Source organism: Stenotrophomonas sp. FSL W7-1447, assembly GCF_037966425.1.
Classification (GTDB): domain Bacteria; phylum Pseudomonadota; class Gammaproteobacteria; order Xanthomonadales; family Xanthomonadaceae; genus Stenotrophomonas; species Stenotrophomonas pavanii.
Genome location: NZ_CP150199.1, coordinates 4,020,754 through 4,042,076, shown reverse-complemented (window position 1 = coordinate 4,042,076; position 21,323 = coordinate 4,020,754). Strand labels below are relative to the sequence as shown.

Here is a 21,323-nt window from a genome sequence, read left to right as displayed (position 1 = left end):
CTGGACCAGATGACAAACGGTTGAACAACGCGGGGCATCAGCCCCGCGCCACGGGAAACAAGAGATGGCAAGCGGACGCGAAATCAAAACCAAGATCAAGAGCGTGCAGAACACCCGCAAGGTGACGCGCGCCCTGGAAATGGTCTCGGCCTCCAAGATCCGCAAGGCGCAGGATCGGATGAAGACCTCGCGTCCGTACGCGCAGGCGATGAAGCAGGTGATCGGTCATCTGGCCCAGGCCAGCACCGACTACCAGCATCCGTTCCTGGTCGAGCGCGAGCAGGTCAAGCGGGTCGGTTTCATCGTGATCTCCTCCGATCGCGGTCTGGCCGGCGGCCTGAACAACAACCTGTTCCGCAAGATGCTGGGCGAAGCCAAGGCATGGCAGGACAAGGGTGCCGAAGTGGACCTGGTGACCATTGGCCAGAAGGCTTCGACCTTCTTCCGCCGCGTGAAGGTCAACATGGTCGGCAGCGTGACCCACATCGGCGACGTGCCGAAGCTGGAATCGCTGATCGGTGTGATCAAGGTCATGCTCGACGCCTTCACCGAAGGCAAGATCGACCGCGTGTACCTGGTCTACAACCGCTTCGTGAACACCATGGTGCAGAAGGCCAGCTTCGATCAGCTGCTGCCGCTGCCGCCGGCTGAGAAGCAGGTCGCTCACCACGACTGGGATTACCTGTACGAACCCGATGCCGCGACCGTGCTCGAGCACGTGATGACGCGTTACATCGAGTCGCTGGTGTACCAGGCACTGCTGGAAAACGTCGCCTCCGAGCATGCGGCACGCATGGTTGCGATGAAGGCGGCGAGCGACAACGCCAACAAGCTGATCGGCACCCTGCAGCTCGTCTACAACAAGGCGCGCCAGGCAGCGATCACCCAGGAAATCTCCGAAATCGTCGGCGGCGCGGCAGCAGTCTGACCGCGTTCGTTCAAAGCACACATTAGAGGATGCAGCAATGAGTCAGGGCAAGATCGTTCAGATCATCGGCGCGGTCGTCGACGTCGACTTCCCGCGTGAATCGGTGCCGAAGGTGTACGACGCACTGAAGGTGGAAAACACCGAGATCACCCTCGAAGTCCAGCAGCAGCTGGGCGACGGCGTGGTGCGTACCATCGCCCTCGGTTCCACCGACGGCCTGAAGCGCAACCTGGTTGCCGTCAACACCGGCCGTGGCATCTCGGTGCCGGTCGGCGCCGGCACCCTGGGCCGCATCATGGACGTGCTGGGCCGTCCGATCGACGAAGCCGGCCCGGTCGCTGCCAGCGACAACTGGGAAATCCACCGCGCTGCGCCGTCGTATGAAGACCAGTCCCCGGCCACCGAGCTGCTGGAAACCGGCATCAAGGTCATCGACCTGATGTGCCCGTTCGCCAAGGGCGGCAAGGTCGGCCTGTTCGGCGGCGCCGGCGTCGGCAAGACCGTCAACATGATGGAACTGATCAACAACATCGCCAAGGCGCACAGCGGTCTGTCCGTGTTCGCCGGCGTGGGTGAGCGTACCCGTGAGGGCAACGACTTCTACCACGAGATGAAGGACTCCAACGTCCTGGACAAGGTGGCGATGGTGTACGGCCAGATGAACGAGCCGCCGGGCAACCGTCTGCGCGTCGCCCTGACCGGCCTGACCATGGCCGAGTACTTCCGCGATGAGAAGGACGAAAACGGCAAGGGCAAGGACGTCCTGCTGTTCGTCGACAACATCTACCGCTACACCCTGGCCGGTACCGAAGTGTCGGCACTGCTGGGCCGCATGCCGTCCGCGGTGGGTTACCAGCCGACCCTGGCTGAGGAAATGGGCGTCCTGCAGGAGCGCATCACCTCGACCAAGAATGGTTCGATCACCTCGATCCAGGCCGTCTACGTTCCCGCGGACGACCTGACCGACCCGTCGCCGGCGACCACCTTCGCCCACCTGGACTCGACCGTGACCCTGTCGCGTTCGATCGCCTCGCTGGGTATCTACCCGGCCGTCGATCCGCTGGACTCCACCAGCCGCCAGATGGACCCGCTGGTCATCGGCCACGAGCACTACGACACCGCCCAGCGCGTCCAGCAGACCCTGCAGAAGTACAAGGAACTGAAGGACATCATCGCGATCCTGGGCATGGACGAGCTGTCCGAAGAGGACAAGCAGGCCGTGTCGCGCGCCCGTAAGATCGAGCGCTTCTTCAGCCAGCCGTTCCACGTGGCCGAAGTGTTCACCGGTTCGCCGGGCAAGTACGTGCCGCTGAAGGACACCATCCGTGGCTTCAAGGCCATCGTCGATGGCGAATACGACCACCTGCCGGAGCAGGCGTTCTACATGGTCGGCGGCATCGAAGAAGCGGTCGAGAAGGCCAAGAAGATGGCCGAGAAGGCCTGATCCGGGCCGGGTGGGAGCGATCCTGCCCGACCTGACGCCGGTGCCGGGCAACCGCCCGCGCCGGTGGACCCCCACGGTGGCATTGCGCCGCCGCGAACAGCGAAGAGATTTGCATGAGCACGATCCGTTGCGACATCGTCAGCGCCGAGCAGGAAATCTTCCGTGGCGAAGCGACCCTGGTCGTGGCCACCGGTGAGCTGGGCGAACTGGGCATCGCGCCCAAGCACGCGCCGCTGATCACCCGCCTGAAGCCGGGCAAGGTGGTGGTGACCACGCCGAACGGCGAGCAGCTGGATTTCGCCATTTCCGGCGGCATCCTGGAAGTGCAGCCGCAGGTGGTGACCGTGCTGGCCGACACCGCGATCCGCGCGCAGGACATCGACGAAGCCTCGGTCCGCAAGGCCAAGGAAGAAGCCGAGCGCATCCTGGCCAACCGCGGCGAAGCGATGGAAGTGGCCGAAGCCCAGCAGAAGCTGGCCGAGGCCGTCGTCCAGCTGCAGGCACTGGAGCGCCTGCGCAAGACCCTCAAGCACTGAGGCTCGCGCAGCATCCACGAGAACGCCGGCCCCGTGCCGGCGTTTTTATTTGGAGCGGGCAGGGCCGACTGGCTGGAGCCGACCGGGTAGAGTCGACCGGGTAGAGTCGACTGTTAGTCGACTATCGCGCGCAGCGCGGCATTCTGGCGACCTGATGGAAGCGCAGTCGACTGACAGTCGACTCTACCAATCCCAGCCCCGATCCCGATCCTGGTGCCGTCTCAGCGGTACACCACGTAGCGCATCAACAGGAACGACACGCACGCCAGACCGCCTTCCACCAGCGGCTTGGCCAGCCAGGTGTACTGCAGGCCCAGCGCCTGGTCGACCAGGCTGACCAGCAGCGTGCTCGCCGCCGTCAGCAGCAGCCACAGCCCGAAGAAGCGTGCGAAGCGCTTCCATCCCAGCTTGCGGGTGCCGGCCTCTGCAAAGGTGTAGCGGCCATTGAGCCAGAAGCCCAGCAGCATGCCGCCCAGGCGACCGGCGATGTTGGCTGGCGCCACCGGCATGCCCAGCGCGGTGGCGGCCACGAACACCAGCCAATCGACCAGCAGCTGCACGAGCCCAATCACGAGGTAGGCGCTTCCCTGGCGGACGAGGCTCATCGGCATGGTGAAGGAAGAGGGATGCCCATGTTAACGGCCCACGCTCTAGAATCACCGGCAACGAATTACGGACCGCCGCTCCCATGACCCAAGCCCTGCACGTCATCATCCTCGCCGCCGGCGCCGGCAAGCGCATGAAGTCGGTGCTGCCGAAGGTGCTGCAGCCGATCGCCGGCCAGCCGATGCTGGCGCACGTGATCGATACCGCCCGCGCGTTGCAGCCGGCGGCCATCCACGTGGTCTACGGCCACGGTGGCGAGGCGGTGCGGCAGTACTTTGCCGACCAGCCCGACCTGCAGTGGGCCGAGCAGGCACAACAGCTCGGCACCGGCCACGCGGTGGCGCAGGCAATGCCGCAGGTGCCCGATGCCGCGCAGGTGCTGGTGCTGTACGGCGACGTGCCGCTGATCCGCGCGCAGACGCTGCGCGACCTGCTGGCCGAGCCGGGGCGACTGGCGGTGCTCGTGGCCGAGGTCGATGATCCGACCGGTTACGGGCGCGTGCTGCGTGACGCCGAGGGCAGGGTCGGCGCGATCGTCGAGCAGAAGGACGCCACCGACGACCAGCTGCGCGTGCGCACGATCAACACCGGAATCATCGCCGCTGAATCCACCGCGCTGCGGCGCTGGCTGTCGCAGCTGTCCAACAGCAACGCACAGGGCGAGTACTACCTCACCGACGTGTTCGCCTTCGCCGCGCATGAGTACACCCCGGCCGAAATGGCGCTGGTGGCCGACGCGCAGGAAGCCGAAGGCGCAAACGATCCCTGGCAGCTGTCGCAGCTGGAGCGTGCGTGGCAGCGTCGCGCGGTGCGGGCGTTGTGCGCGCAGGGCGCGCGGGTGCGCGATCCGGCGCGCCTGGACATCCGCGGCACGGTCACCGTCGGCAGTGACGTGCTGATCGATGTCGATGTCATCCTCGAGGGCAACATCGTGCTCGGTGACGGCGTCACCGTGGGCCCGTTCAATCGCCTGAAGGATGTCAATCTGGGCCCGGGCACCGAGGTGCGCGCGCACTGCGATCTGGAAGGCGTGGTCACCGAAGGTGCCGCGCTGGTGGGACCGTTCGCGCGCCTGCGCCCCGGTACCGTGCTGGCCGATGGCGTGCACGTCGGCAACTTCGTTGAAACCAAGAAGGTCACGCTTGGCGTCGGCAGCAAGGCCAACCACCTCACCTACCTGGGCGATGCCGAGATCGGCAGCCGGGTCAACATCGGTGCCGGCACGATCACCTGCAACTACGATGGCGTGAACAAGTCCACCACCACCATCGGCGACAACGCGTTCATCGGCTCCAACAGCTCGCTGGTGGCGCCGCTGACGATCGGCGAGGGCGCCACCATCGCCGCGGGTTCGGTCATCACCCGCACCGCTCCGGACGGCAAGCTGACCCTGGCGCGCGCACGACAGGAAACGATCGATGGCTGGAAGCGCCCGGTCAAGAAGCCCTGAGCCACGTGTCCCGCGCGCCGACGAGCTCGGCCTGTTGCCGGCAATTGAACAGCGTGCCGGCGAACTGCTGAAGGGCCACGAAGCCTATCCGGTGTTTGCCGGCCACGGCCTGGACCTGCAGGCACTGCAGGATGGCCTTCGGCGCGGGCAGCTGTGGGTGGTCGATGCCGCTGAAGGCGGTATTGCGGGTTACCTGCTGGGCGGCGAGCTGTGCGGCGAGTTCCATGTCGTGCAGATGGATGTGGACCCGGCACATGCGCGTCGTGGCCATGGCCGTGCCCTGCTGCGGCATGCCGTGGCGCAGGCCAGGGCGGCCGGTTTTGCCGCTGCGGTGCTGACCACCTTGAGCGATGTCCCGTGGAATGCAGCCTTCTACGCCAGCGAAGGGTTCGTTGAAGTGCCGGAAGCGGAGTGGAGCGAGGGCCTGCGCGCGGTGATGGCCGAAGAGGCTGCGTTGGGGTTCCCGATGCACCTGCGGGTGGCGATGCGGCAGGTTGGGTAGGTGCCGACCTGGCTCGGCACATCCACGCATGGCGTGGATCTATTCGATCAAGCCACCGGCAACAGGATCGACACGCACAAGCCGCCATCACCGCGGTTCTGCAGCGACACCCGTCCCCCGTGCGCCTCCACGATCTCGCGGGTCAGCGCCAATCCCAGGCCGGTGCCATTGCGCTTGGTCGAATAGAAGGGCATCAGCGCGTTCTGCAGCACCTGCTCGTTCATGCCCTTGCCGCGATCGAGCACATCCAGGCGCAGCCACTGCGGCAGCCGCGTCAGCTGCACCCGCACGTCATCATTGGGCGGATCGGCTTCGGCGCAGGCTTCGTGGGCGTTCTTCAGCAGGTTCAACAGCGCCTGCCCGAACTGCGCGATGTCGATGCGGCTGCTCAGTTCCTCGTCCGGCTCCTGCTCCAGGGTGAACGGGATCTGCTGGCGCAGGCTGGACAGGAAGGGCGCCCAGTGCACGGTCTGCAGTTGTGGCTGGGGCAGCTTGGCAAAGCGCGCATAGCCACGGATGAAGCCCTCCAGGTGGCGCGCCCGGTCCTCGATGGTGGTGAAGATCTCGGGCAGCCGTTCGAAACGCTCCCGCTGCACCAGCACGCCGCCGGAATGGGCCAGCGAGGCGATCGGTGCCAGCGAATTGTTGAGCTCGTGGCTGATCACCCGGATCACCTTTTTCCACGTCTGCACTTCCTGGCGGCGCAGCTCGGCAGTGAGCAGGCGCACCAGCAGCAGATCGTGAGGGCGGCCGTTGAGCTGGAAGGCGCGGCGGGAGAGGTGATAGACCTGCTCGTCCTCCTCATCGCCTTCTTCGCCCTCCGCATGCACCGCAAAGAGGCTGTCGCCGCCGCGGACGATGGCATCGCGCAGCTCCACCGGCACCTGCTCCAGCACCTCTTCCAGGCGCTGGCCCTCCAGCTTCCAGCCGCCGTGCAGCAGCTTGCGCGCGGCCAGGTTGGAGAACACCACGCGGGCGATGCCATCGCCGCCGGATGCAATCAACAGCATCGCCACCGGCGTGTTCTGCACCATCGTGTCCAGCAGCAGTTCGCGCTGCACCAGGCCCTGCCGCTGTTCGCGCAGCACATCGCCCAGCTCGCGGTGGGCCTGCACCAGGTCGCCCAGTTCGTCGTTGTCCGGCCAGTACACGCCGAAGGTGTACTCGCCGTCGCGGTAGCTGCTGGTGGTGCCGGACAGCGCGCGCATCAACGAGCGCACCGGAGCGGTGGCGCGGCGCAGGGTCCACCACATCAGCGCCAGCAGCAGCGCCGCCGACACCGAGGTCACCACCCAGCCATGGTCCATCCAGTAGGCCAGCAGCCACGGCAACGCAGCGGCCAGGGCCAGCACCGGCAGCAGGCGCAGGAACAGGCGGAAGGTGAACGAGCGCCGTTTCATTCGCGTGGGATGCCGTGCCGGTCCATGCGCCGGTACAGCGCCTGGCGGCTCAGGCCGAGCTCGGCGGCCGCCTGGGCGATGACGCCATGGTGGCGCGCCAGCACGTCCTCGATGCGCGCGCGGTCTGGATCATTGCCGGCGCTCGCGGTGGCGCGTGGTGCCGGTGCCGCACGCGGCAGGTTGAGATCGGCCACGTCGATGCGGTTGCCGGTCGCCAGCAGTTCGGCGCGCTGGATCACGTTGCGCAGTTCGCGCACGTTGCCCGGCCACGGGTGCCGCTGCAGGGCGGCAGCGGCGGCGCTGGCCAGCGGCTTGCCGGCAGCCAGGAAGCGCTCGGCCAGCGGCACGATGTCACCCGGACGTTCGGCCAGCGGCGGCAGCACCAGTTCGACCGTGTTGAGGCGGTAATACAGGTCCTCGCGGAAGCTGCCGTCGCGGATCATCGCCGGCAGGTCGGCGTTGGTCGCGCTGACCACGCGGACCTTGACCTGTCGTTCGCGGTTGGAGCCCAGGCGCTCGAAGCGGCCGGTCTCCAGCACGCGCAACAGCTTCATCTGCCCGCCCAGCGACAGGTTGCCGATCTCATCCAGGAACAGCGTGCCGCCGTCGGCAGCTTCGAACTTGCCTTCGCGTGCCTTGTTGGCGCCGGTATACGCGCCGGCCTCGGCGCCGAACAGTTCCGCCTCGATCAGTTCCGACGGCAGTGCGCCGCAGTTGACCGTGACGAACGGGCCCTTGGCCACCAGCGAGTTGGCCTGGATGATCTGCGCGATCTTCTCCTTGCCAGCGCCGTTGGGACCGGTGATCAGCACGGGCAGCTCCGAGCGCGCGACCTGGCAGGCCAGGGCGATGACGCGCTCGCTGGCCGGATCGGCGAAGACCGCGCCACACAGGTCGTACTTCTCCTCCAGCGCAGTGCGCTGCCGCAGCTCACGCGCGCGCCGCCGGTCCAGCTCGCGACGGGCCTCGGACAGTTCCAGCAGGTTGTTGACCGTGGTCAGCAGCTTGCGGTCGTCCCACGGCTTGGCCAGGTAGTCGGCGGCACCGGCCTTGACCAGGTCCACTGCGCTGCTCAGGTGGGTCCAGGCAGTCAGCAGGATCACCGGCAGGTCCGGGTGGCGCGCGCGGATCTGTGCGAACAGCGCTTCGCCCTCCTCGCCGGAGGTGGTGTCCTCGCTGAAGTTCATGTCCTGGATCACCAGGTCGACCGGCTGCGACTCCAGCAGAGCCAGGCCCTCGGCCGGGCTCTGCGCCTGCAGGGTGTCGATGTCGTGCAGGGAGAACAGCACGTCCAGCGCGGTGCCCACACTGGCGTTGTCATCGATGATCAGGATCGAAGGCATCAAGCGGTTCTGCAGAAAGGGATGGGCGGCACCGATGGAGCCGTGTTCGTGTCCGTACGCCGGGAGAGCCCGGCGCCACCCATCAAGCATAGCCAAAGCCGTGGCCATGCAGGCGTTGCCGCTTCTCAGGGGCGGGGCGGAGGAGGCGGCGGCGGCGGGGGCGGCGGCGGAGCGTCCAGCGCCTGGCGCCAGGCGTCCACATCCACCGCGACGCTCACCAGCCGTCGCTCCCGCCGCAGCAGCAGGTAGGCCCGCGCGGCGGGGGAATCGATCAGCGCCCGGGACAGGTGATCGATCTGGTACACGGGCGTGTCATCCACGCGCAGGATGCGGTCCCCGCGGCGGACACCGAATCGGCCCTCCGGGCGCGCCGCCTCCACCTGGATCTGCCCATCGGTCGAGTGCAGCGCCAGCCGGGCCTCGCCCTGCTGCCACTGCAGGGTGCTTGCGCTGCCACCGCCGGCAACTGCCGGCAGTGGGAGGAGCATCAGCAGGGTCATCAGACGTGTGCGCATCTCAGGCTCCGCGCGTGGCGACTGCGGGGGGGACCGCCGCAGCGCGGCGCGCCGGGCCGAACACCGCGACCTGGCCCAGCGTCCACAGCAGCAGGGCGCCCAGCGGCAGGTACAGCAGCGGCATGCGCGGCAGCTCGTACAGGTTCATCAGTGCCAGGTTGATCGCGTAGGCGGCCAGCATGCCCAGCACGATGCCCAGCGTGGCCAGCAGGAAGTTCTCGGTCTGGAAGTAGCGCAGGATCTGGCCCCGGGTGGCGCCGAGCGCGCGGCGGATGCCGATCTGCTTGCTGCGCTGCTGCACCCAGAAGCTGGCCAGCCCGACGATGCCGAGCGCAGTGACCACCAGCAGCGCCACGCAGACGGTGATCAGCAGGCCGACCATTGCGCGGTCGTTCTTGAAGAAGTCCTCGCGCTGGTCGGTGAACGACTGCTTCTCGCGGATCAGTCGGTTGGGATCGTTGCGGTCCAGGGCGGACAGTGCGGCCTTGAGCACCTCATCGCGGCGCGCAGGATCGGTGCGCAGCATGTAGATGCCATCGCCGAAGACGCGGCGCACCGGCATGATCATGGTGTCATCCCAGTTGTTGCCCCAGCCATTGGGCGTGGCCAGCGTATCGACGATGCCGATCACGTTCACCGTCTGCTTGCCCATGTAGTACGTCTTGCCCAGCGCATTGCCGTCCGGCGCCATCTTGTGCGCGGCGGCCTGGCTGAGGATCACCGGCGTGCCGTTGGCCTTGCTCAGGTTGTCGAAGTCGAAGTACTCGGCCGGCTGGAAGTCGCGGCCGGCAACCAGGTTCAGGCCCAGCGTGCGCAAGGCGTCTTCGGAGAACGTGTACATGCCGACGCTGGCCGTCGGCCGTTCCTGGTTCATTTCGCGCGAAATGCTGGTGTTGGACGAGCTGTTGCGGAACGGCACCTGGTTGATCACGCTGACCGCGGTGACCCCGGGGATGGCGCGCAGCGATGCCAGGTCCTCGCGGGTGCGGGCGGCGGCATCGGTCTGCTTGCCGACGCCGGTCACGCGGACCAGGACCAGCTCGTTTTCGGCCATGCCGCTGGTCCGGCTGATGCGCTCCACGCGCTGGCTGACCAGGAACAGGGCATTGCAGACGATGGCGCAGGTCAGGGCGATTTCAAGCACGATCAGCGCGGCAGCGGTCTTGTGCCGGCGCAGGGTGCTGAGGATGGGGCGGATGTCCATGGGAGGTCCTCGTTCTCGTGCTTACTGCGACTTGAGCTGGATGGCGGGAGTGACCTGCATCGCGCGCCAGGCGGGCAGGAAGCCGGCGGCGAGGCTGGCGAGCAGGGTCAGGCCCAGCGCGAGCAGCAGCATGCTGCCATCCAGGTGGGCCAGCTGCGCGTAGCTGACGGGCTGCTGGCGGACCGCGTACAGCCCCAGCAGGGCCAGTCCGATGCCGAGCACGCCGCCGACCACACCCACGGCACCGGCTTCGACCAGGCACTGCAGGAAGATCTGGCCGCGGCTGGCGCCCAGCGCGCGGCGCACACCGATCTCGCCGCTGCGGCGCAGGAACTTGGCCAGCAGCAGGCCGACCGTGTTGACCAGGCAGACGCCGAGGAAGCCCAGGGCCAGCCACAGCTGCAGCCGCACGTCGTTGGGTACAGCGCCCTTGAAGTCCAGCCACTCCATCACGTTGCGCAGGCGGACGTTGACCGGGCGTTCGAAGCGGCCGGCCTGGCGCTGCAGGCTGGAGTAGTTCTCCAGATAGCGCCGGTAGTCGCCGGCCTTGGACGGATCCATCTCTGCCCAGTACTGCAGGTAGGCGCAGGGCGCGTTGACGGAGTAGCTGTTGGCGCCGTCGGGATTTTCACCGAAGCAGTTCATGTTGCCATTGCTGCCCAGCTGCAGATCGAACGAGGTGGAGATCGGCGCCAGCAGATCCTCTTCCTTGCCGAACGCGCCGGTGGTGAGGTCGAAGAAGTGTGGCTCCGGGTTCCAGGCCTTCATGACGCCGACGATGCGCAGCGCATTGCCCTCGAGCCGGATTTCGCGACCGACGCTGTTCGCGCCCTGGAACAGCTTCTCGTTGAGCGCCTTGGAGATGACGGCCACGCGGGCCCGCCCGTTGTCGTCCTCGCGGGTCCACGGCCGCCCGTACTGCATGGGCACGTTGAACATCGGGAAGAAGTCGGCCGAGGTCCAGCGGGTGTCGATGGAGAACGGCTTGAGCGTACTGTTGTCCGGTTCGATCGTTGCATCACCGGCAGTCATCATCACCTGGCGCTCGGCTTTCGCTTCGCGCAGCAGCGCTTCGGCGTCATAGCGCGTCATCTGCTCTTCCGGTTCCTCCTCAAGGCCGAAGCCGTTGCGGGGCCGCGGGTCGATCTGCGCGTAGAACAGGCGCTCGCTCTTGTCCGGAATGGGGTTGCCGGACAGGACGTGGAACACGGTCAGGGTGGTCATCGAGGCACCGATGCCGAGCGCGATGGCCACCACCATCAGCGCGGTCAGGACCTTGTTGCGGCGGAAGCTGCGTACCGCCAATCGGGCGTAGTAGGCGAACATGGCCGGGCCTCACTCGTTGACGGCGACGATGTGGCGCGGCGTGGCCAGCACCGGCTCGCGGACCAGGTCGGTGACCTGGCCGTCGACGATGTGCACGTTGCGCTGCGCACGCGCGGCCAGTTCCGGATCATGGGTGACCATCACGATGGTGGTGCCGGCGGCGTTGATCTCCTCCAGCAGTTCCATCACGCCGCGCGCCATCTGCGTGTCCAGGTTGCCGGTCGGTTCGTCGGCCAGCAGCAGGCGCGGGCTGCCAGCCAGCGCACGCGCGATCGCCGCGCGCTGCTGCTGGCCACCGGACAGCTCATTCGGGTAGTGCTTCATGCGCGAGCCCAGGCCGACCTGGGTCAGCGCCTTCTCGATGCGTTCGCGGCGCTCGTTGGCGCTCATCTTGCGGTAGCGCAGCGGCACGTCGACGTTGTCGAACAGGTTCAGGTCGGGGATCAGGTTGAAGCCCTGGAAGATGAAACCGATCTTCTGGTTGCGCAGGCGGCTGCGGGCGTCGTCACCCAGCGTGCTCACGTCCTGGCCGTCCAGCAGGTAGGTGCCGCTGGTGAAGGTCTCCAGCAGGCCGGCGATGTTGAGGAAGGTGGTCTTACCGGAGCCGGACGGCCCCGTGACGGCGACGAACTCGCCCTCCTTGACCTGCAGTTCCAGTGAGCGCAACGCGTGGGTTTCCACCTGTTCGGTGCGGAAGACCTTGGCGACCGAACGCATTTCGAGCATGTACATGGGGTGTCCTCTCTCCAGGATGTGTCAGTTGACGGAGACGCGTTCGGCGTCCTTGAACAGGTCGCTGCCGGAGACCACGATACGGTCGCCCGGCTGCACACCCGACTTGATTTCCACTTCGCCCAGGCTGCTGACGCCCAGTTCCACCGGACGCCGCACGGCGGTGCGGCCATCCATCACGTAGGCCATGCCATTGCCCTGCTCGACGAACGGGCCGCGCTCGACCTTCAGCACGTCCTTGCGGGTATCGAGCAGCACCCGCACCGACATCCGCTGGCTCTGGCGCAGGCCTTCCGGCTGCGCACTGGCAAAGCGCACGCGGGCGTTGACCTCGCCGTTGACCACTTCCGGCGACACCGCGCTGATCTCGCCCGGGAAGGGCTTGCCGTTGCCGCCGGTCAGCTGGGCCGGCATGCCGATCGCCAGGTCGCGGGCGAAGCTTTCCGGCACCTTGATCTCGACTTCGAACTTGGACAGGTCGACCACGCCCAGCACCGGTGCATTGGCGGCCAGGTTGGTGGACTGGACGGCCTGCACCTGGCCGACCTGGCCATCGAACGGCGCGCGCAGGGTCAGTGCATCGACCTGGCGTTGCACCTCGGCCACCACGGCCTTCTGGCGGTCGGCCAGCAGGCGCTTGTTGCGGGCATCCAGGTCCGCGCCCTGGCTCTGCAGGCGCGCATCGGTGGTGGCGTTGGCCAGGGTGATGTCGGCCTTCTTCAGCGAGTCCTTGGCCTTGGCCAGGTCGATCTGCGGCACCGCACCGCCGTCATAGCCGCGCTGGTAGCGCTGCAGGTCGCGGTCGGCGGCCTGCCGTTCGATCGTGGCCTGGTCGGTTTCCTTGCGCGACTTGGCGCGGGCCAGGGTCGCGTCCAGCGCGGCGCGGCTGGCCTCGGCTTCCAGGCCCGCCAGCGTTGCCTGTTCCTGGGCCAGCTTGCTGCGCAGTTCCGGGCTGTCGATGATCGCCAGCTCCTGGCCCTTCTTCACCACGTCACCGGCAACGACCTTCAGGTCGACGGTGCCGGCCGACACGGCATACAGGATCGGGCTGTTGGCCGCGATCACCCGTCCATCGGCGGCGATGTCGCGGACCAGATCGCCCCGCTTCACCTCCGCGATGCGCACGCGGCTGCTGTCGAAGGAGCGGCTGGCATTGGACCAGGCATGCACCGCCCAGCCGATGCCGGCCAGCAGCGCGATGGCGCCCAGCGCCGGCCAGCGGTAGCGGTGCCAGCTTGCGCGGGAGGTGCCGGCCGGGGCGGAGGAAACGATCTGGTCCTGTGCGGAAGTGTCGCGGATCATCGGTGCGTGCCTGACGGTGGTAGCGAGTACCAAGCACGTAGCGTGCCAACTTTAATTCATTGCAGATCAATGATTTGGGTGGCTCGCACGAGTGTCCGGGTGTCCGCGGACACCTTTCCGGACACTTTCATTAAGCGGACAGGAGGGCGAAGCCGGACGCGCGGGCTAGAATGCGCCGATCGTCTTCAAGGAAACGCGTGACATGTGTGGAATCGTGGGTGCAATCGCCGATCGCGACGTGGTGCCGGTACTGATCGAAGGCCTGAAGCGGCTTGAGTACCGTGGCTATGACTCCTCGGGTATCGCGGTGATCGACCACGCCGAGCGCCCCGAGGTACGGCGTGTGCGCCGTACCGGCCGCGTATCGGAAATGGCGACGGCGGCTGAAGCCGAAGGCTTCCATGCGGTGCTGGGCATCGGCCACACCCGCTGGGCCACCCATGGTGGCGTCACCGAGGCCAACGCGCATCCGCACATCAGCCACGGCGTGGCGCTGGTGCACAACGGCATCATCGAGAACCACGAAGAGCAGCGCGAGAAACTGCGTGCGATGGGCTACACCTTCGAGTCGCAGACCGACACCGAAGTCATCGCGCACCTGATCCACCATCACCTGAAGGGCGGCGATGACCTGCTGGTGGCGCTGCAGCACACGGTGAAGGAGCTGACCGGCGCCTACGCGCTGGCCGTGGTCAGCCGTGCCGAGCCGGAGCGCTTCGTCTGCGCGCGCATGGGCTGCCCGCTGCTGGTGGGCCTTGGCGAGGGCGAGAATTTCGTCGCCTCCGACGTCTCGGCGGTGATCTCGGCCACCCGCAAGGTGATCTTCCTGGAAGAGGGCGACACCGCCGAGATCCGTCGCGATGGCGTGCGCATCTTCGATGAGCATGACCGGCCGGTCGAGCGCGATGTGCACCTGTCCGACGTGTCGCTGGCATCGCTGGAGCTGGGCCCGTACCGCCACTTCATGCAGAAGGAAATCCACGAGCAGCCGCGCGCACTGGGCGACACCATCGAGGCGGCGATCGACGCCGGTGGTTTCCCGGCCGAGCTGTTCGGCAAGAACGCCGAAGCGGTGCTGTCGGGCATCGAGGGCGTGCAGATCATTGCCTGCGGCACCAGCTACTACGCCGGCCTGACCGCGCGCTACTGGATCGAGGCCATCGCCGGCCTGCCGTGCAGCGTGGAGATCGCCAGCGAGTACCGTTATCGCGCGGCCTATGCCAACCCGAAGCACCTGATCGTCACCATCTCCCAGTCGGGCGAAACGCTGGATACGATGGAGGCACTGAAGTACGCCAAGTCGCTCGGCCACACGCACACGCTGTCGATCTGCAACGTGCCGGAAAGCGCGATCCCGCGCGCCAGCGAACTGGTGTGCTACACCCGCGCCGGCGCCGAGATCGGCGTGGCCTCGACCAAGGCCTTCACCACCCAGCTGGCCGCGCTGTTCCAGCTGACCGTGGTGCTGGGCAAGCTGCATGGCCGCATCGACGCGGCGCAGGAAGCGGATTACCTGGAGCAGTTGCGCTTCCTGCCGGGCAGCGTGCAGCACGCACTGAACCTGGAGCCGCAGATCGCGGCGTGGGCCGAGCGCTTCGCGCGCAAGTCCAATGCGCTGTTCCTGGGCCGTGGCCTGCATTACCCGATCGCGCTGGAAGGCTCGCTCAAGCTCAAGGAGATTTCCTATATCCATGCCGAGGCCTACCCGGCAGGTGAACTGAAGCACGGCCCGCTGGCGCTGGTGGACGAGGACATGCCGGTGGTGGTGATCGCCCCCAACGACAGCCTGCTGGAGAAGGTGAAGTCGAACATGCAGGAAGTGCGCGCCCGTGGTGGCGAGCTGTTCGTGTTCGCCGACCAGGACAGCAACTTCAATGAGTCCGACGGCGTGCACGTGATCCGCACGCCGCGTCATGCCGGCGTCCTCAGCCCGATCGTGCACACCATCCCGGTGCAGCTGCTGGCCTACCACACCGCGCTGGCACGCGGCACCGACGTGGACAAGCCGCGCAACCTGGCCAAGAGCGTGACGGTGGAGTAACAGCCGTCGGATGGCGGCGACGCTGCAAGCGAAGGGGGCCCGCGTGGCCCCCTTTCGTTTGCAGCGGTGGCAGCGCCAAGTGGGACAGCGGCCGGCTGTTCTGTCCGCGGGCGGCAGGCGTCCGTCAATCTTTAATGCGCAGGGCCGGCAGTATTCAGCGGCGGTTTCAGCCGCGGTGCCATTCTCTGGATCGTCAGTTGGTTCCCACGACGAACTGTCCCATCGATGCCGGTAGTGACCGAGGGTCGCAGTCGTAGAATCGATTCGACCGAGGTCCGGGTTGAGCGGTTGAACCCTTCCTCGTTCGCGTTGCAGCACGTCGCCTGCCGAAGCATTCGATGCGGCAGCCGGGTGCGCCAGACGTGCGCTGAAAGGTCTGTTCCCGGGGAGGGGGCGTATCGGAAGAGCACACTTTTTTGACTTCAGTGACCTGCACCAGGAAACAAGAATGAACGTCCGCGAACTCCTGCAATCCAAGAAAGAAGCTGTCATCACCATCGATGCCGAAGACACGATCGGTGCCGCCGCCCACAAGATGAGCGCGAACAGGATCGCTGCGCTGGTGGTGATGAAGGACGGTGCCCCGGTCGGCATCATTTCCGAGAAGGACATCGTGCGTACCCTGGCCGACGACGGCCCGCAGGCCGGCCGCCGGGTGATTTCCAGCCTGCCGTCCACCGGCCTTGAGGGCATTGCGCCGGACGCCACGCTGAAGCAGGCCATGTCGCTGATGACGTACTCGCGGCGCCGTCATCTGATGGTGACCGACGGCAACCAGCTGGTCGGCATCCTCAGCCTGGGCGATATCGTGAAGAACCTGCTGGGCGAGCTGGAGCTGGAAAAGGCCGTACTGCAGGACATCTACATGGCGGCCCACTGAGGGCCGCAGCGCTGGATGCAGAGAAGCCGGGCATTGCCCGGCTTCTTCGTTCACGGCGCCGCTGAAATCAGAACGTGACCTTCACCGAATCGGCGCTGTAACTGGCCGGACCGTGGTAGACCACTTCGATGTTGTTGCCATCCGGGTCGAGCACGAAGGCGCCGTAGTAGCCCGGATGGTAGGGACGTTCGCCCGGCGCGCCGTTGTCGGTGCCACCGGCGGCGATCGCGGCGGTGTGGAAGGCATCGACGGTCGCGCTGTCACGTGCCTGGAACGCCAGATGGTGGCGGCCGGTCAACTGGCCGGCGGCAGCCTTGCTGCTGGCGCTGGAAATGAACAGCTCGTCGGCCCAGAAGAAGTCCGGCCCTTCGCCGCCCAGCGGCACGCCGATCGTATCGAACACCGCCTGGTAGAAGCGGCGGCTGGCGGCCAGGTCACGCACCACCAGCTGCAGGTGGTCGATCAAGCGGCCGCGGTGCAGTTCCATCGTTTCCATGCGAACCTCGCAAAAAAGGGGACGGAGGGGATTAAGTCGCTTCCGGCCAATAGTGCCAGAAACGGCTTAATCCCCTCCGTCCCCTTTTTGTCAGTTGGCGATGATCTCGACCCAGTAGCCGTCCGGGTCCTTGATGAAGGCCAGGTTCTTCATGCGGCCGTCGGTCAGGCGCTTCTGGAATGCCACGCCCAGGTCTTCGAAGCGCTGGCAGGCCGCCTCGATGTCCGGCACCGACACGCAGATGTGGCCGAAGCCGCGCGGGTCGCTGTTGCCGTCGTGGTAGACCGCGCCCTGATGGGTCTCGGTGCCGTGGTTGTGGGTCAGTTCCAGCACGCCCGGCAGGCCGGCCATCCACAGGCGGCGCTGGCTGTCGTCTTCCGGCACCACCGCGCCGGCCGGCACATAGGCCAGGAAGTACAGGCTGAACTGGGCCTCGGGGAAGTCGCGCTTGTCGATCAGCTGGTAGCCGAGCACGCGGGTGTAGAAGTCCAGCGAGGCGGTGATGTCCTTGACCCGCAGCATGGTGTGGTTGAACACGAAGCCGCTGGTTTCGGCCGGGGCCTGGGCGGCGACGCCGGGGACATCGCGCAGGGCGGGAATGGTCATGGGGGAGGTCCTTCAGACAGGGCCGTTGCCGGCCGGATGGCCCATTCTACCGGCCGGCACCTGACGGCACTGCGACGTACAATGGCTGGATCGCACCGTTCCGTCCTGAAGACGATTGCCCGCCATGTCGCAGCGTGAATGGGTGGCCGCCGCCATCCGCAAGATCGAAGCCGATTTCAACCGTTCCGCCGATACGCACCTGATCCCGCTGGCACTGCCCGGGTTCGAGGGCATCGACCTCTATCTGAAGGATGAATCGAGCCATCCCACCGGCAGCCTCAAGCATCGGCTGGCGCGTTCGTTGTTCCTGTACGCGCTGGCCAATGGCTGGCTGCGCGAAGGAAGGCCGGTGATCGAAGCGTCCAGCGGCTCGACGGCGGTGTCCGAGGCCTATTTCGCGCGCCTGCTCGGCCTGCCGTTCATCGCCGTGATCCCGGCCACCACCTCGCCGGAGAAGATCGCCGCGATCGAGTTCCACGGTGGCCGCTGCCACCTGGTCGAGCGCGCCTGCGACCTCAACTGTGATTCGGAAAAGCTGGCCCGCGAAACCGGCGGCCACTTCATGGACCAGTTCACCTATGCCGAGCGCGCCACCGACTGGCGCGCCAACAACAACATCGCCGAGTCCATCTTCAAGCAGATGGCCGAAGAGCCCAGCCCGGTTCCGGAATGGATCGTATGCAGCCCCGGCACCGGCGGCACCGCAGCCACGTTGGGCCGTTATGTCAGCTACCGCCGGCATGACACCCGCATCCTGTGCGCGGACCCGGAAGTGTCGGTGTTCTTCGATGGTTACAGGGCCGCCGTGGCGGGTGAACAGGACTGGCGCGCGCTGACCTGCAGCGGTGGTTCGCGCGTGGAAGGCATCGGCCGGCCGCGGGTGGAGCCGAGTTTCATCCCGACCAGCGTCGATGCGATGGTGAAGGTGCCAGATGCGCTGAGCCTGGCCGCCATGCGCCATGTCAGCCGGCAGTTGGGGCGCCGCGTCGGCGGCTCGACCGGGACCAACTTCATCGGCGTGCTGCAGGCTGCGCAGTGGATGCGCGAGGCGGGCCACCGCGGCAGCATCGTCAGCATCCTGTGCGACAGCGGCGAGCGCTATGCGCAGAGTTACTACGACCCGGCGTGGTACGCGCGGATGGGGATCGATGTCGACGGCGCCGACGCACAGCTGGCCGCAGCGGTCGCCGGGCAGGGCTTGCCCGAACTGCCGTGGTGCAGCCTGGAAGCGCTGTAGCACGGCAACGCACGGCCGGATCTGCATCGGCTGGGCAGTGTCGACGGTGGGTCGACTGCTCTCCGTTCAGGTCGTGAAATTGCCGCGCTGCGCGCGATGGTCGACCAACCGTCGACTCTGCCCGGTCGCCGGGCCGTCTCAATATCCCGCCGCAGTGAACGCATCCAGCACGGCGTCGCGCAGCGCGTCCGGCAACGCCTCGATATCCATCGCGCGGTCATCCAGGTGCAGGCTGGGGTCCAGGATGCTGGCGCGGCCCTGGGCCAGCGCCTGCAGCCACAGCAGCACGCAGATCACGAACTCACGTTCGTGGCCCAGCTGCAACTGGCTGGCGCCGCGCTCGATCACCTCGAACGGGTACCACTCCTGGGCGTCGTTGAAGGTGCCCCCCTGCTGCAGCACCGCGTGCAGCTGCTGCAGATGGCGCGGGGCGTCGTCGCCGGCATCGCACAGCGCGGCGATCCAGGCCAGCTCGGCCGCACTGGCGGTCAATGCCAGCGAGCGCGGCGGTGCGGCGGATGCAACTGCAGCCAGACCTTCCATGTAGGGCCTCGTTCGGTAAGTACCGCTGCGGACTCCCCCGCAGCCAGAGCTTCGGCGCGCAGCCGTCAGGCCGACGTGAACGCCAATGCACGCCCCCTTGTCAGCCGCACCTGGCAGCGCCATATCGGGAACGCTGCCCGCGTGCCGGGCCCGTCCCCTGGAGATCTGCCGTGACCGTTGCCAACCCCCTGCTCGATTTTTCCGGCCTGCCGCGCTTCGAGGCGATCCGCCCCGAGCACGTGGCGCCGGCGCTGGACGTGCTGCTGGCCGAGGCCGAAGCCGCCGTCAGCGCGGTCGAGCAGGTGCAGCCGGTGCGCTGGGACACCTTCGTGACCCCGCTGGACGATGCCACCGAGCGCCTGTGGCGCGCCTGGGGGCTGGTCGGCCACCTGCAGGGCGTGGTCAACACGCCCGAACTGCGTGAGGCCTACAACAGCAATCTGCCGCGGGTGACCCGCTTCGCCAGTGCGCTGGGCCAGAACCTGGCGCTGTATCGCCAATACCAGGCACTGGCCGCCAGCCCGGAGGCAGCACGCTTTGATGAAGCCCGGCGCAAGGTGCTGGACAACACGCTGCGTGACTTCCGGCTGGGCGGTGCCGAGCTGGCGCCGGAGGCGCAGCAGCGTTTCGCTGCGATCAAGGAGGAACTGTCGGCGCTGTCGGCCAAGTTCTCGCAGAACGTGCTCGACGCCACCGATGCATGGTCGCTGTTCATCGAGGACGAAGCGCGGCTGCAGGGCCTGCCGGAAGACGTGAAGGCCGCCGCGCGCGCTGCGGCAGAGAAGGACGGCAGGACCGGCTGGAAACTGACCCTGCAGATGCCGTGCTACCTGCCGGTGCAGACCTGGGCCGAAGACCGCGACCTGCGCGAGATCCTGTACCGCGCCAGCGCGCAGCGTGCGTCCGAGTTCGGCGACGAGGCCCTGGACAACAGTGGCAACATCGACCGCATTCTGGCCCTGCGCGCCGAACTGGCCGCGTTGCTCGGCTTCGATTCGTACGGCCATTACTCGGTGGCGACCAAGATGGCGCAGGACCCGGCCGAAGTGCTTGGCTTCCTGCGCGACCTGGCCGCGCGTGCCAAGCCGTTCGCGGCCCGCGACCGGGCCGAGCTGGAGCAGTTCGCACGCGCGCAGCTGGGCATCGACGACCTGCAGGCCTGGGACCTGGCGTTCGCCGCCGACCGCCTGAAGCAGGCGCGTTACAGCTATTCCGAGCAGGAAGTGAAGCAGTACTTCACCGAACCGAAGGTGCTGGGCGGCCTGTTCTCGGTGATCGAGCAGCTGTATGGCCTGCATGTGCAGGAGGACAGCGCGCCGGTCTGGCACGAAGACGTGCGCTTCTTCCGCCTGGTCGATGCGCAGGGCGCGCTGGTCGGCCAGTTCTACCTGGACCTGTACGCACGCGAGGGCAAGCGCGGTGGCGCGTGGATGGATGACTGCCGCAACCGTCGCGTGCGCGCCGACGGCAGCGTGCAGACGCCGCTGGTCTACCTGGTGTGCAACTTCGGACGTGGCGCCAACGGCAAGCCGGCCACCTTCAGCCACAACGAAGTGACCACGCTGTTCCACGAGATGGGCCATGGCCTGCACCAGCTGCTGACCCGCATCGGCGAGCTGGGTGTGGCCGGGATCAATGGCGTGGAATGGGATGCAGTGGAACTGCCCAGCCAGTTCATGGAGAACTTCTGCTGGGAATGGGCGCACCTGCAGGGCATGACCGCGCACGTGGACACGGGCGAGCCGCTGCCGCGCGCGCTGTATGAGCGCATGCTGGCCGCGCGCAACTTCCACAGCGGCATGGCCACCGTGCGCCAGCTGGAGTTCGGCCTGTTCGACATGCTGCTGCACAGCCAGTTCGAACCGGCACAGGACAGCGTGCTGGCCCTGCTGGACCGCGTGCGCGCCGAGGTGGCGGTGAACCGCCCGCCGGTGTGGAATCGCTTCGCGCACCAGTTCAGCCACATCTTCGCCGGCGGTTATGCTGCCGGTTACTACAGCTACAAGTGGGCTGAAGTGCTCAGTGCCGACGCCTATGCCGCGTTCGAGGAAGCACCCCAGGCAGTGGCCGAAACCGGCGCACGCTTCCGCGATGAAATCCTGTCGCGGGGTGGCAGCCGTCCGGCAGCGGAGAACTTCAAGGCCTTCCGCGGTCGTGCCCCGCAGATCGACGCGCTGCTGCGCCACTCGGGCATGGCGTAAACCCTCAGTGTGGCGGGGCCAACCCTGGTTG

At 67.0% G+C, this 21,323-nt stretch carries 20 protein-coding genes; 9 read left to right on the top strand and 11 right to left on the bottom strand.

Annotated elements, in window-relative coordinates; translation table 11 throughout:
- The first annotated feature begins 64 nt into the window (after window positions 1-64).
- The 3 genes from atpG (at window position 65) to NSQ78_RS18745 (ending at window position 2,908) form a co-directional block, all read left to right on the top strand.
- On the top strand, window positions 65-928 hold the full coding sequence (atpG, locus tag NSQ78_RS18755) for a F0F1 ATP synthase subunit gamma (RefSeq protein WP_005411129.1): 864 nt from the start codon (window positions 65-67) through the stop codon (window positions 926-928).
- 37 nt (window positions 929-965) lie between these two features.
- Window positions 966-2,372 (top strand): F0F1 ATP synthase subunit beta, encoded by a 1,407-nt coding sequence (gene atpD, locus NSQ78_RS18750; RefSeq protein ID WP_339207136.1) that lies wholly within the window; start codon window positions 966-968, stop codon window positions 2,370-2,372.
- A 113-nt stretch (window positions 2,373-2,485) separates the two neighbouring features.
- A complete protein-coding gene (locus NSQ78_RS18745; RefSeq protein WP_005411127.1) occupies window positions 2,486-2,908 on the top strand; it encodes a F0F1 ATP synthase subunit epsilon in 423 nt (140 codons plus the stop codon).
- A 221-nt stretch (window positions 2,909-3,129) separates the two neighbouring features.
- Here the strand turns inward: NSQ78_RS18745 and NSQ78_RS18740 are convergent, their stop codons facing one another.
- Window positions 3,130-3,513 carry a GtrA family protein gene (locus NSQ78_RS18740; protein WP_064239237.1) on the bottom strand — a complete coding sequence of 128 codons (384 nt, stop codon included), beginning with the start codon at window positions 3,511-3,513 and terminating at the stop codon, window positions 3,130-3,132.
- A gap of 83 nt (window positions 3,514-3,596) precedes the next feature.
- Here NSQ78_RS18740 and glmU point away from each other — a divergent pair, with 83 nt between their 5' ends.
- Both glmU and NSQ78_RS18730 read left to right on the top strand, forming a co-directional pair.
- Window positions 3,597-4,964 carry a bifunctional UDP-N-acetylglucosamine diphosphorylase/glucosamine-1-phosphate N-acetyltransferase GlmU gene (gene glmU / locus NSQ78_RS18735; RefSeq protein ID WP_049466599.1) on the top strand — a complete coding sequence of 456 codons (1,368 nt, stop codon included), beginning with the start codon at window positions 3,597-3,599 and terminating at the stop codon, window positions 4,962-4,964.
- Complete coding sequence (locus NSQ78_RS18730; RefSeq protein WP_053461446.1) at window positions 4,933-5,466, top strand: GNAT family N-acetyltransferase; 534 nt, start codon at window positions 4,933-4,935, stop codon at window positions 5,464-5,466. Before glmU ends, NSQ78_RS18730 begins: the two co-directional genes overlap by 32 nt.
- Window positions 5,467-5,513: 47 nt before the next feature.
- Here the strand turns inward: NSQ78_RS18730 and NSQ78_RS18725 are convergent, their stop codons facing one another.
- From NSQ78_RS18725 to NSQ78_RS18695, 7 genes are all read right to left on the bottom strand, one after another.
- The gene (locus NSQ78_RS18725; RefSeq protein ID WP_049466602.1) at window positions 5,514-6,866 is read right to left on the bottom strand and encodes a HAMP domain-containing sensor histidine kinase; all 1,353 of its coding nucleotides are present in this window, start codon (window positions 6,864-6,866) and stop codon (window positions 5,514-5,516) included.
- Complete coding sequence (locus NSQ78_RS18720; protein ID WP_064239236.1) at window positions 6,863-8,209, bottom strand: sigma-54 dependent transcriptional regulator; 1,347 nt, start codon at window positions 8,207-8,209, stop codon at window positions 6,863-6,865. Before NSQ78_RS18720 ends, NSQ78_RS18725 begins: the two co-directional genes overlap by 4 nt.
- 125 nt (window positions 8,210-8,334) lie before the next feature.
- Complete coding sequence (locus tag NSQ78_RS18715) at window positions 8,335-8,724, bottom strand: PDZ domain-containing protein (protein WP_064239235.1); 390 nt, start codon at window positions 8,722-8,724, stop codon at window positions 8,335-8,337.
- Between the two features lies 1 nt (window position 8,725).
- Entirely contained in the window at window positions 8,726-9,928 is a 1,203-nt protein-coding gene (locus NSQ78_RS18710; RefSeq protein WP_057495084.1) for an FtsX-like permease family protein, read from the bottom strand.
- 21 nt (window positions 9,929-9,949) lie between these two features.
- Window positions 9,950-11,254: an ABC transporter permease gene (locus NSQ78_RS18705; protein WP_064239234.1), complete on the bottom strand. Its 1,305-nt coding sequence runs from the start codon at window positions 11,252-11,254 to the stop codon at window positions 9,950-9,952.
- A gap of 9 nt (window positions 11,255-11,263) precedes the next feature.
- On the bottom strand, window positions 11,264-11,986 hold the full coding sequence (locus NSQ78_RS18700; RefSeq protein ID WP_049466611.1) for an ABC transporter ATP-binding protein: 723 nt from the start codon (window positions 11,984-11,986) through the stop codon (window positions 11,264-11,266).
- Between the two features lie 24 nt (window positions 11,987-12,010).
- Entirely contained in the window at window positions 12,011-13,288 is a 1,278-nt protein-coding gene (locus tag NSQ78_RS18695) for an efflux RND transporter periplasmic adaptor subunit (protein WP_049466613.1), read from the bottom strand.
- A gap of 202 nt (window positions 13,289-13,490) precedes the next feature.
- On the opposite strand from NSQ78_RS18695, the gene glmS reads away from it, so the two are divergent.
- Both glmS and NSQ78_RS18685 read left to right on the top strand, forming a co-directional pair.
- Window positions 13,491-15,329, top strand: coding sequence for a glutamine--fructose-6-phosphate transaminase (isomerizing) (gene glmS, locus NSQ78_RS18690; protein WP_064239233.1), 1,839 nt, complete (start codon window positions 13,491-13,493; stop codon window positions 15,327-15,329).
- Window positions 15,330-15,777: 448 nt separating this feature from the next.
- Window positions 15,778-16,209 carry a CBS domain-containing protein gene (locus NSQ78_RS18685; RefSeq protein WP_064239232.1) on the top strand — a complete coding sequence of 144 codons (432 nt, stop codon included), beginning with the start codon at window positions 15,778-15,780 and terminating at the stop codon, window positions 16,207-16,209.
- A gap of 67 nt (window positions 16,210-16,276) precedes the next feature.
- On the opposite strand, the gene NSQ78_RS18680 is transcribed toward NSQ78_RS18685, so the two are convergent.
- Together NSQ78_RS18680 and gloA are read right to left on the bottom strand one after the other, a co-directional pair.
- The gene (locus tag NSQ78_RS18680) at window positions 16,277-16,705 is read right to left on the bottom strand and encodes a VOC family protein (RefSeq protein ID WP_049464657.1); all 429 of its coding nucleotides are present in this window, start codon (window positions 16,703-16,705) and stop codon (window positions 16,277-16,279) included.
- Window positions 16,706-16,795: 90 nt separating this feature from the next.
- A complete protein-coding gene (gene gloA, locus NSQ78_RS18675; RefSeq protein WP_064239231.1) occupies window positions 16,796-17,311 on the bottom strand; it encodes a lactoylglutathione lyase in 516 nt (171 codons plus the stop codon).
- A 124-nt stretch (window positions 17,312-17,435) separates the two neighbouring features.
- Here gloA and NSQ78_RS18670 point away from each other — a divergent pair, with 124 nt between their 5' ends.
- Window positions 17,436-18,548 (top strand): PLP-dependent cysteine synthase family protein, encoded by a 1,113-nt coding sequence (locus tag NSQ78_RS18670; RefSeq protein ID WP_057495081.1) that lies wholly within the window; start codon window positions 17,436-17,438, stop codon window positions 18,546-18,548.
- Between the two features lie 138 nt (window positions 18,549-18,686).
- On the opposite strand, the gene NSQ78_RS18665 is transcribed toward NSQ78_RS18670, so the two are convergent.
- Window positions 18,687-19,091, bottom strand: a complete 405-nt coding sequence (locus tag NSQ78_RS18665) for a hypothetical protein (protein ID WP_064239230.1) — start codon at window positions 19,089-19,091, stop codon at window positions 18,687-18,689.
- Window positions 19,092-19,261: 170 nt separating this feature from the next.
- On the opposite strand from NSQ78_RS18665, the gene NSQ78_RS18660 reads away from it, so the two are divergent.
- Window positions 19,262-21,292, top strand: coding sequence for a M3 family metallopeptidase (locus tag NSQ78_RS18660; RefSeq protein ID WP_064239229.1), 2,031 nt, complete (start codon window positions 19,262-19,264; stop codon window positions 21,290-21,292).
- Window positions 21,293-21,323: the final 31 nt, after the last annotated feature.

What these genes read in the sequence shown, in the direction of transcription:
- atpG (WP_005411129.1), top strand. Translation starts at nt 65, where the DNA reads ATGGCAAGCGGACGCGAAATCAAAACCAAGATCAAGAGCGTGCAGAAC.
- atpD (WP_339207136.1), top strand. Translation starts at nt 966, where the DNA reads ATGAGTCAGGGCAAGATCGTTCAGATCATCGGCGCGGTCGTCGACGTC.
- NSQ78_RS18745 (WP_005411127.1), top strand. Translation starts at nt 2,486, where the DNA reads ATGAGCACGATCCGTTGCGACATCGTCAGCGCCGAGCAGGAAATCTTC.
- NSQ78_RS18740 (WP_064239237.1), bottom strand. Translation starts at nt 3,513, where the DNA reads ATGAGCCTCGTCCGCCAGGGAAGCGCCTACCTCGTGATTGGGCTCGTG.
- glmU (WP_049466599.1), top strand. Translation starts at nt 3,597, where the DNA reads ATGACCCAAGCCCTGCACGTCATCATCCTCGCCGCCGGCGCCGGCAAG.
- NSQ78_RS18730 (WP_053461446.1), top strand. Translation starts at nt 4,933, where the DNA reads ATGGCTGGAAGCGCCCGGTCAAGAAGCCCTGAGCCACGTGTCCCGCGC.
- NSQ78_RS18725 (WP_049466602.1), bottom strand. Translation starts at nt 6,866, where the DNA reads ATGAAACGGCGCTCGTTCACCTTCCGCCTGTTCCTGCGCCTGCTGCCG.
- NSQ78_RS18720 (WP_064239236.1), bottom strand. Translation starts at nt 8,209, where the DNA reads ATGCCTTCGATCCTGATCATCGATGACAACGCCAGTGTGGGCACCGCG.
- NSQ78_RS18715 (WP_064239235.1), bottom strand. Translation starts at nt 8,724, where the DNA reads ATGCGCACACGTCTGATGACCCTGCTGATGCTCCTCCCACTGCCGGCA.
- NSQ78_RS18710 (WP_057495084.1), bottom strand. Translation starts at nt 9,928, where the DNA reads ATGGACATCCGCCCCATCCTCAGCACCCTGCGCCGGCACAAGACCGCT.
- NSQ78_RS18705 (WP_064239234.1), bottom strand. Translation starts at nt 11,254, where the DNA reads ATGTTCGCCTACTACGCCCGATTGGCGGTACGCAGCTTCCGCCGCAAC.
- NSQ78_RS18700 (WP_049466611.1), bottom strand. Translation starts at nt 11,986, where the DNA reads ATGTACATGCTCGAAATGCGTTCGGTCGCCAAGGTCTTCCGCACCGAA.
- NSQ78_RS18695 (WP_049466613.1), bottom strand. Translation starts at nt 13,288, where the DNA reads ATGATCCGCGACACTTCCGCACAGGACCAGATCGTTTCCTCCGCCCCG.
- glmS (WP_064239233.1), top strand. Translation starts at nt 13,491, where the DNA reads ATGTGTGGAATCGTGGGTGCAATCGCCGATCGCGACGTGGTGCCGGTA.
- NSQ78_RS18685 (WP_064239232.1), top strand. Translation starts at nt 15,778, where the DNA reads ATGAACGTCCGCGAACTCCTGCAATCCAAGAAAGAAGCTGTCATCACC.
- NSQ78_RS18680 (WP_049464657.1), bottom strand. Translation starts at nt 16,705, where the DNA reads ATGGAAACGATGGAACTGCACCGCGGCCGCTTGATCGACCACCTGCAG.
- gloA (WP_064239231.1), bottom strand. Translation starts at nt 17,311, where the DNA reads ATGACCATTCCCGCCCTGCGCGATGTCCCCGGCGTCGCCGCCCAGGCC.
- NSQ78_RS18670 (WP_057495081.1), top strand. Translation starts at nt 17,436, where the DNA reads ATGTCGCAGCGTGAATGGGTGGCCGCCGCCATCCGCAAGATCGAAGCC.
- NSQ78_RS18665 (WP_064239230.1), bottom strand. Translation starts at nt 19,091, where the DNA reads ATGGAAGGTCTGGCTGCAGTTGCATCCGCCGCACCGCCGCGCTCGCTG.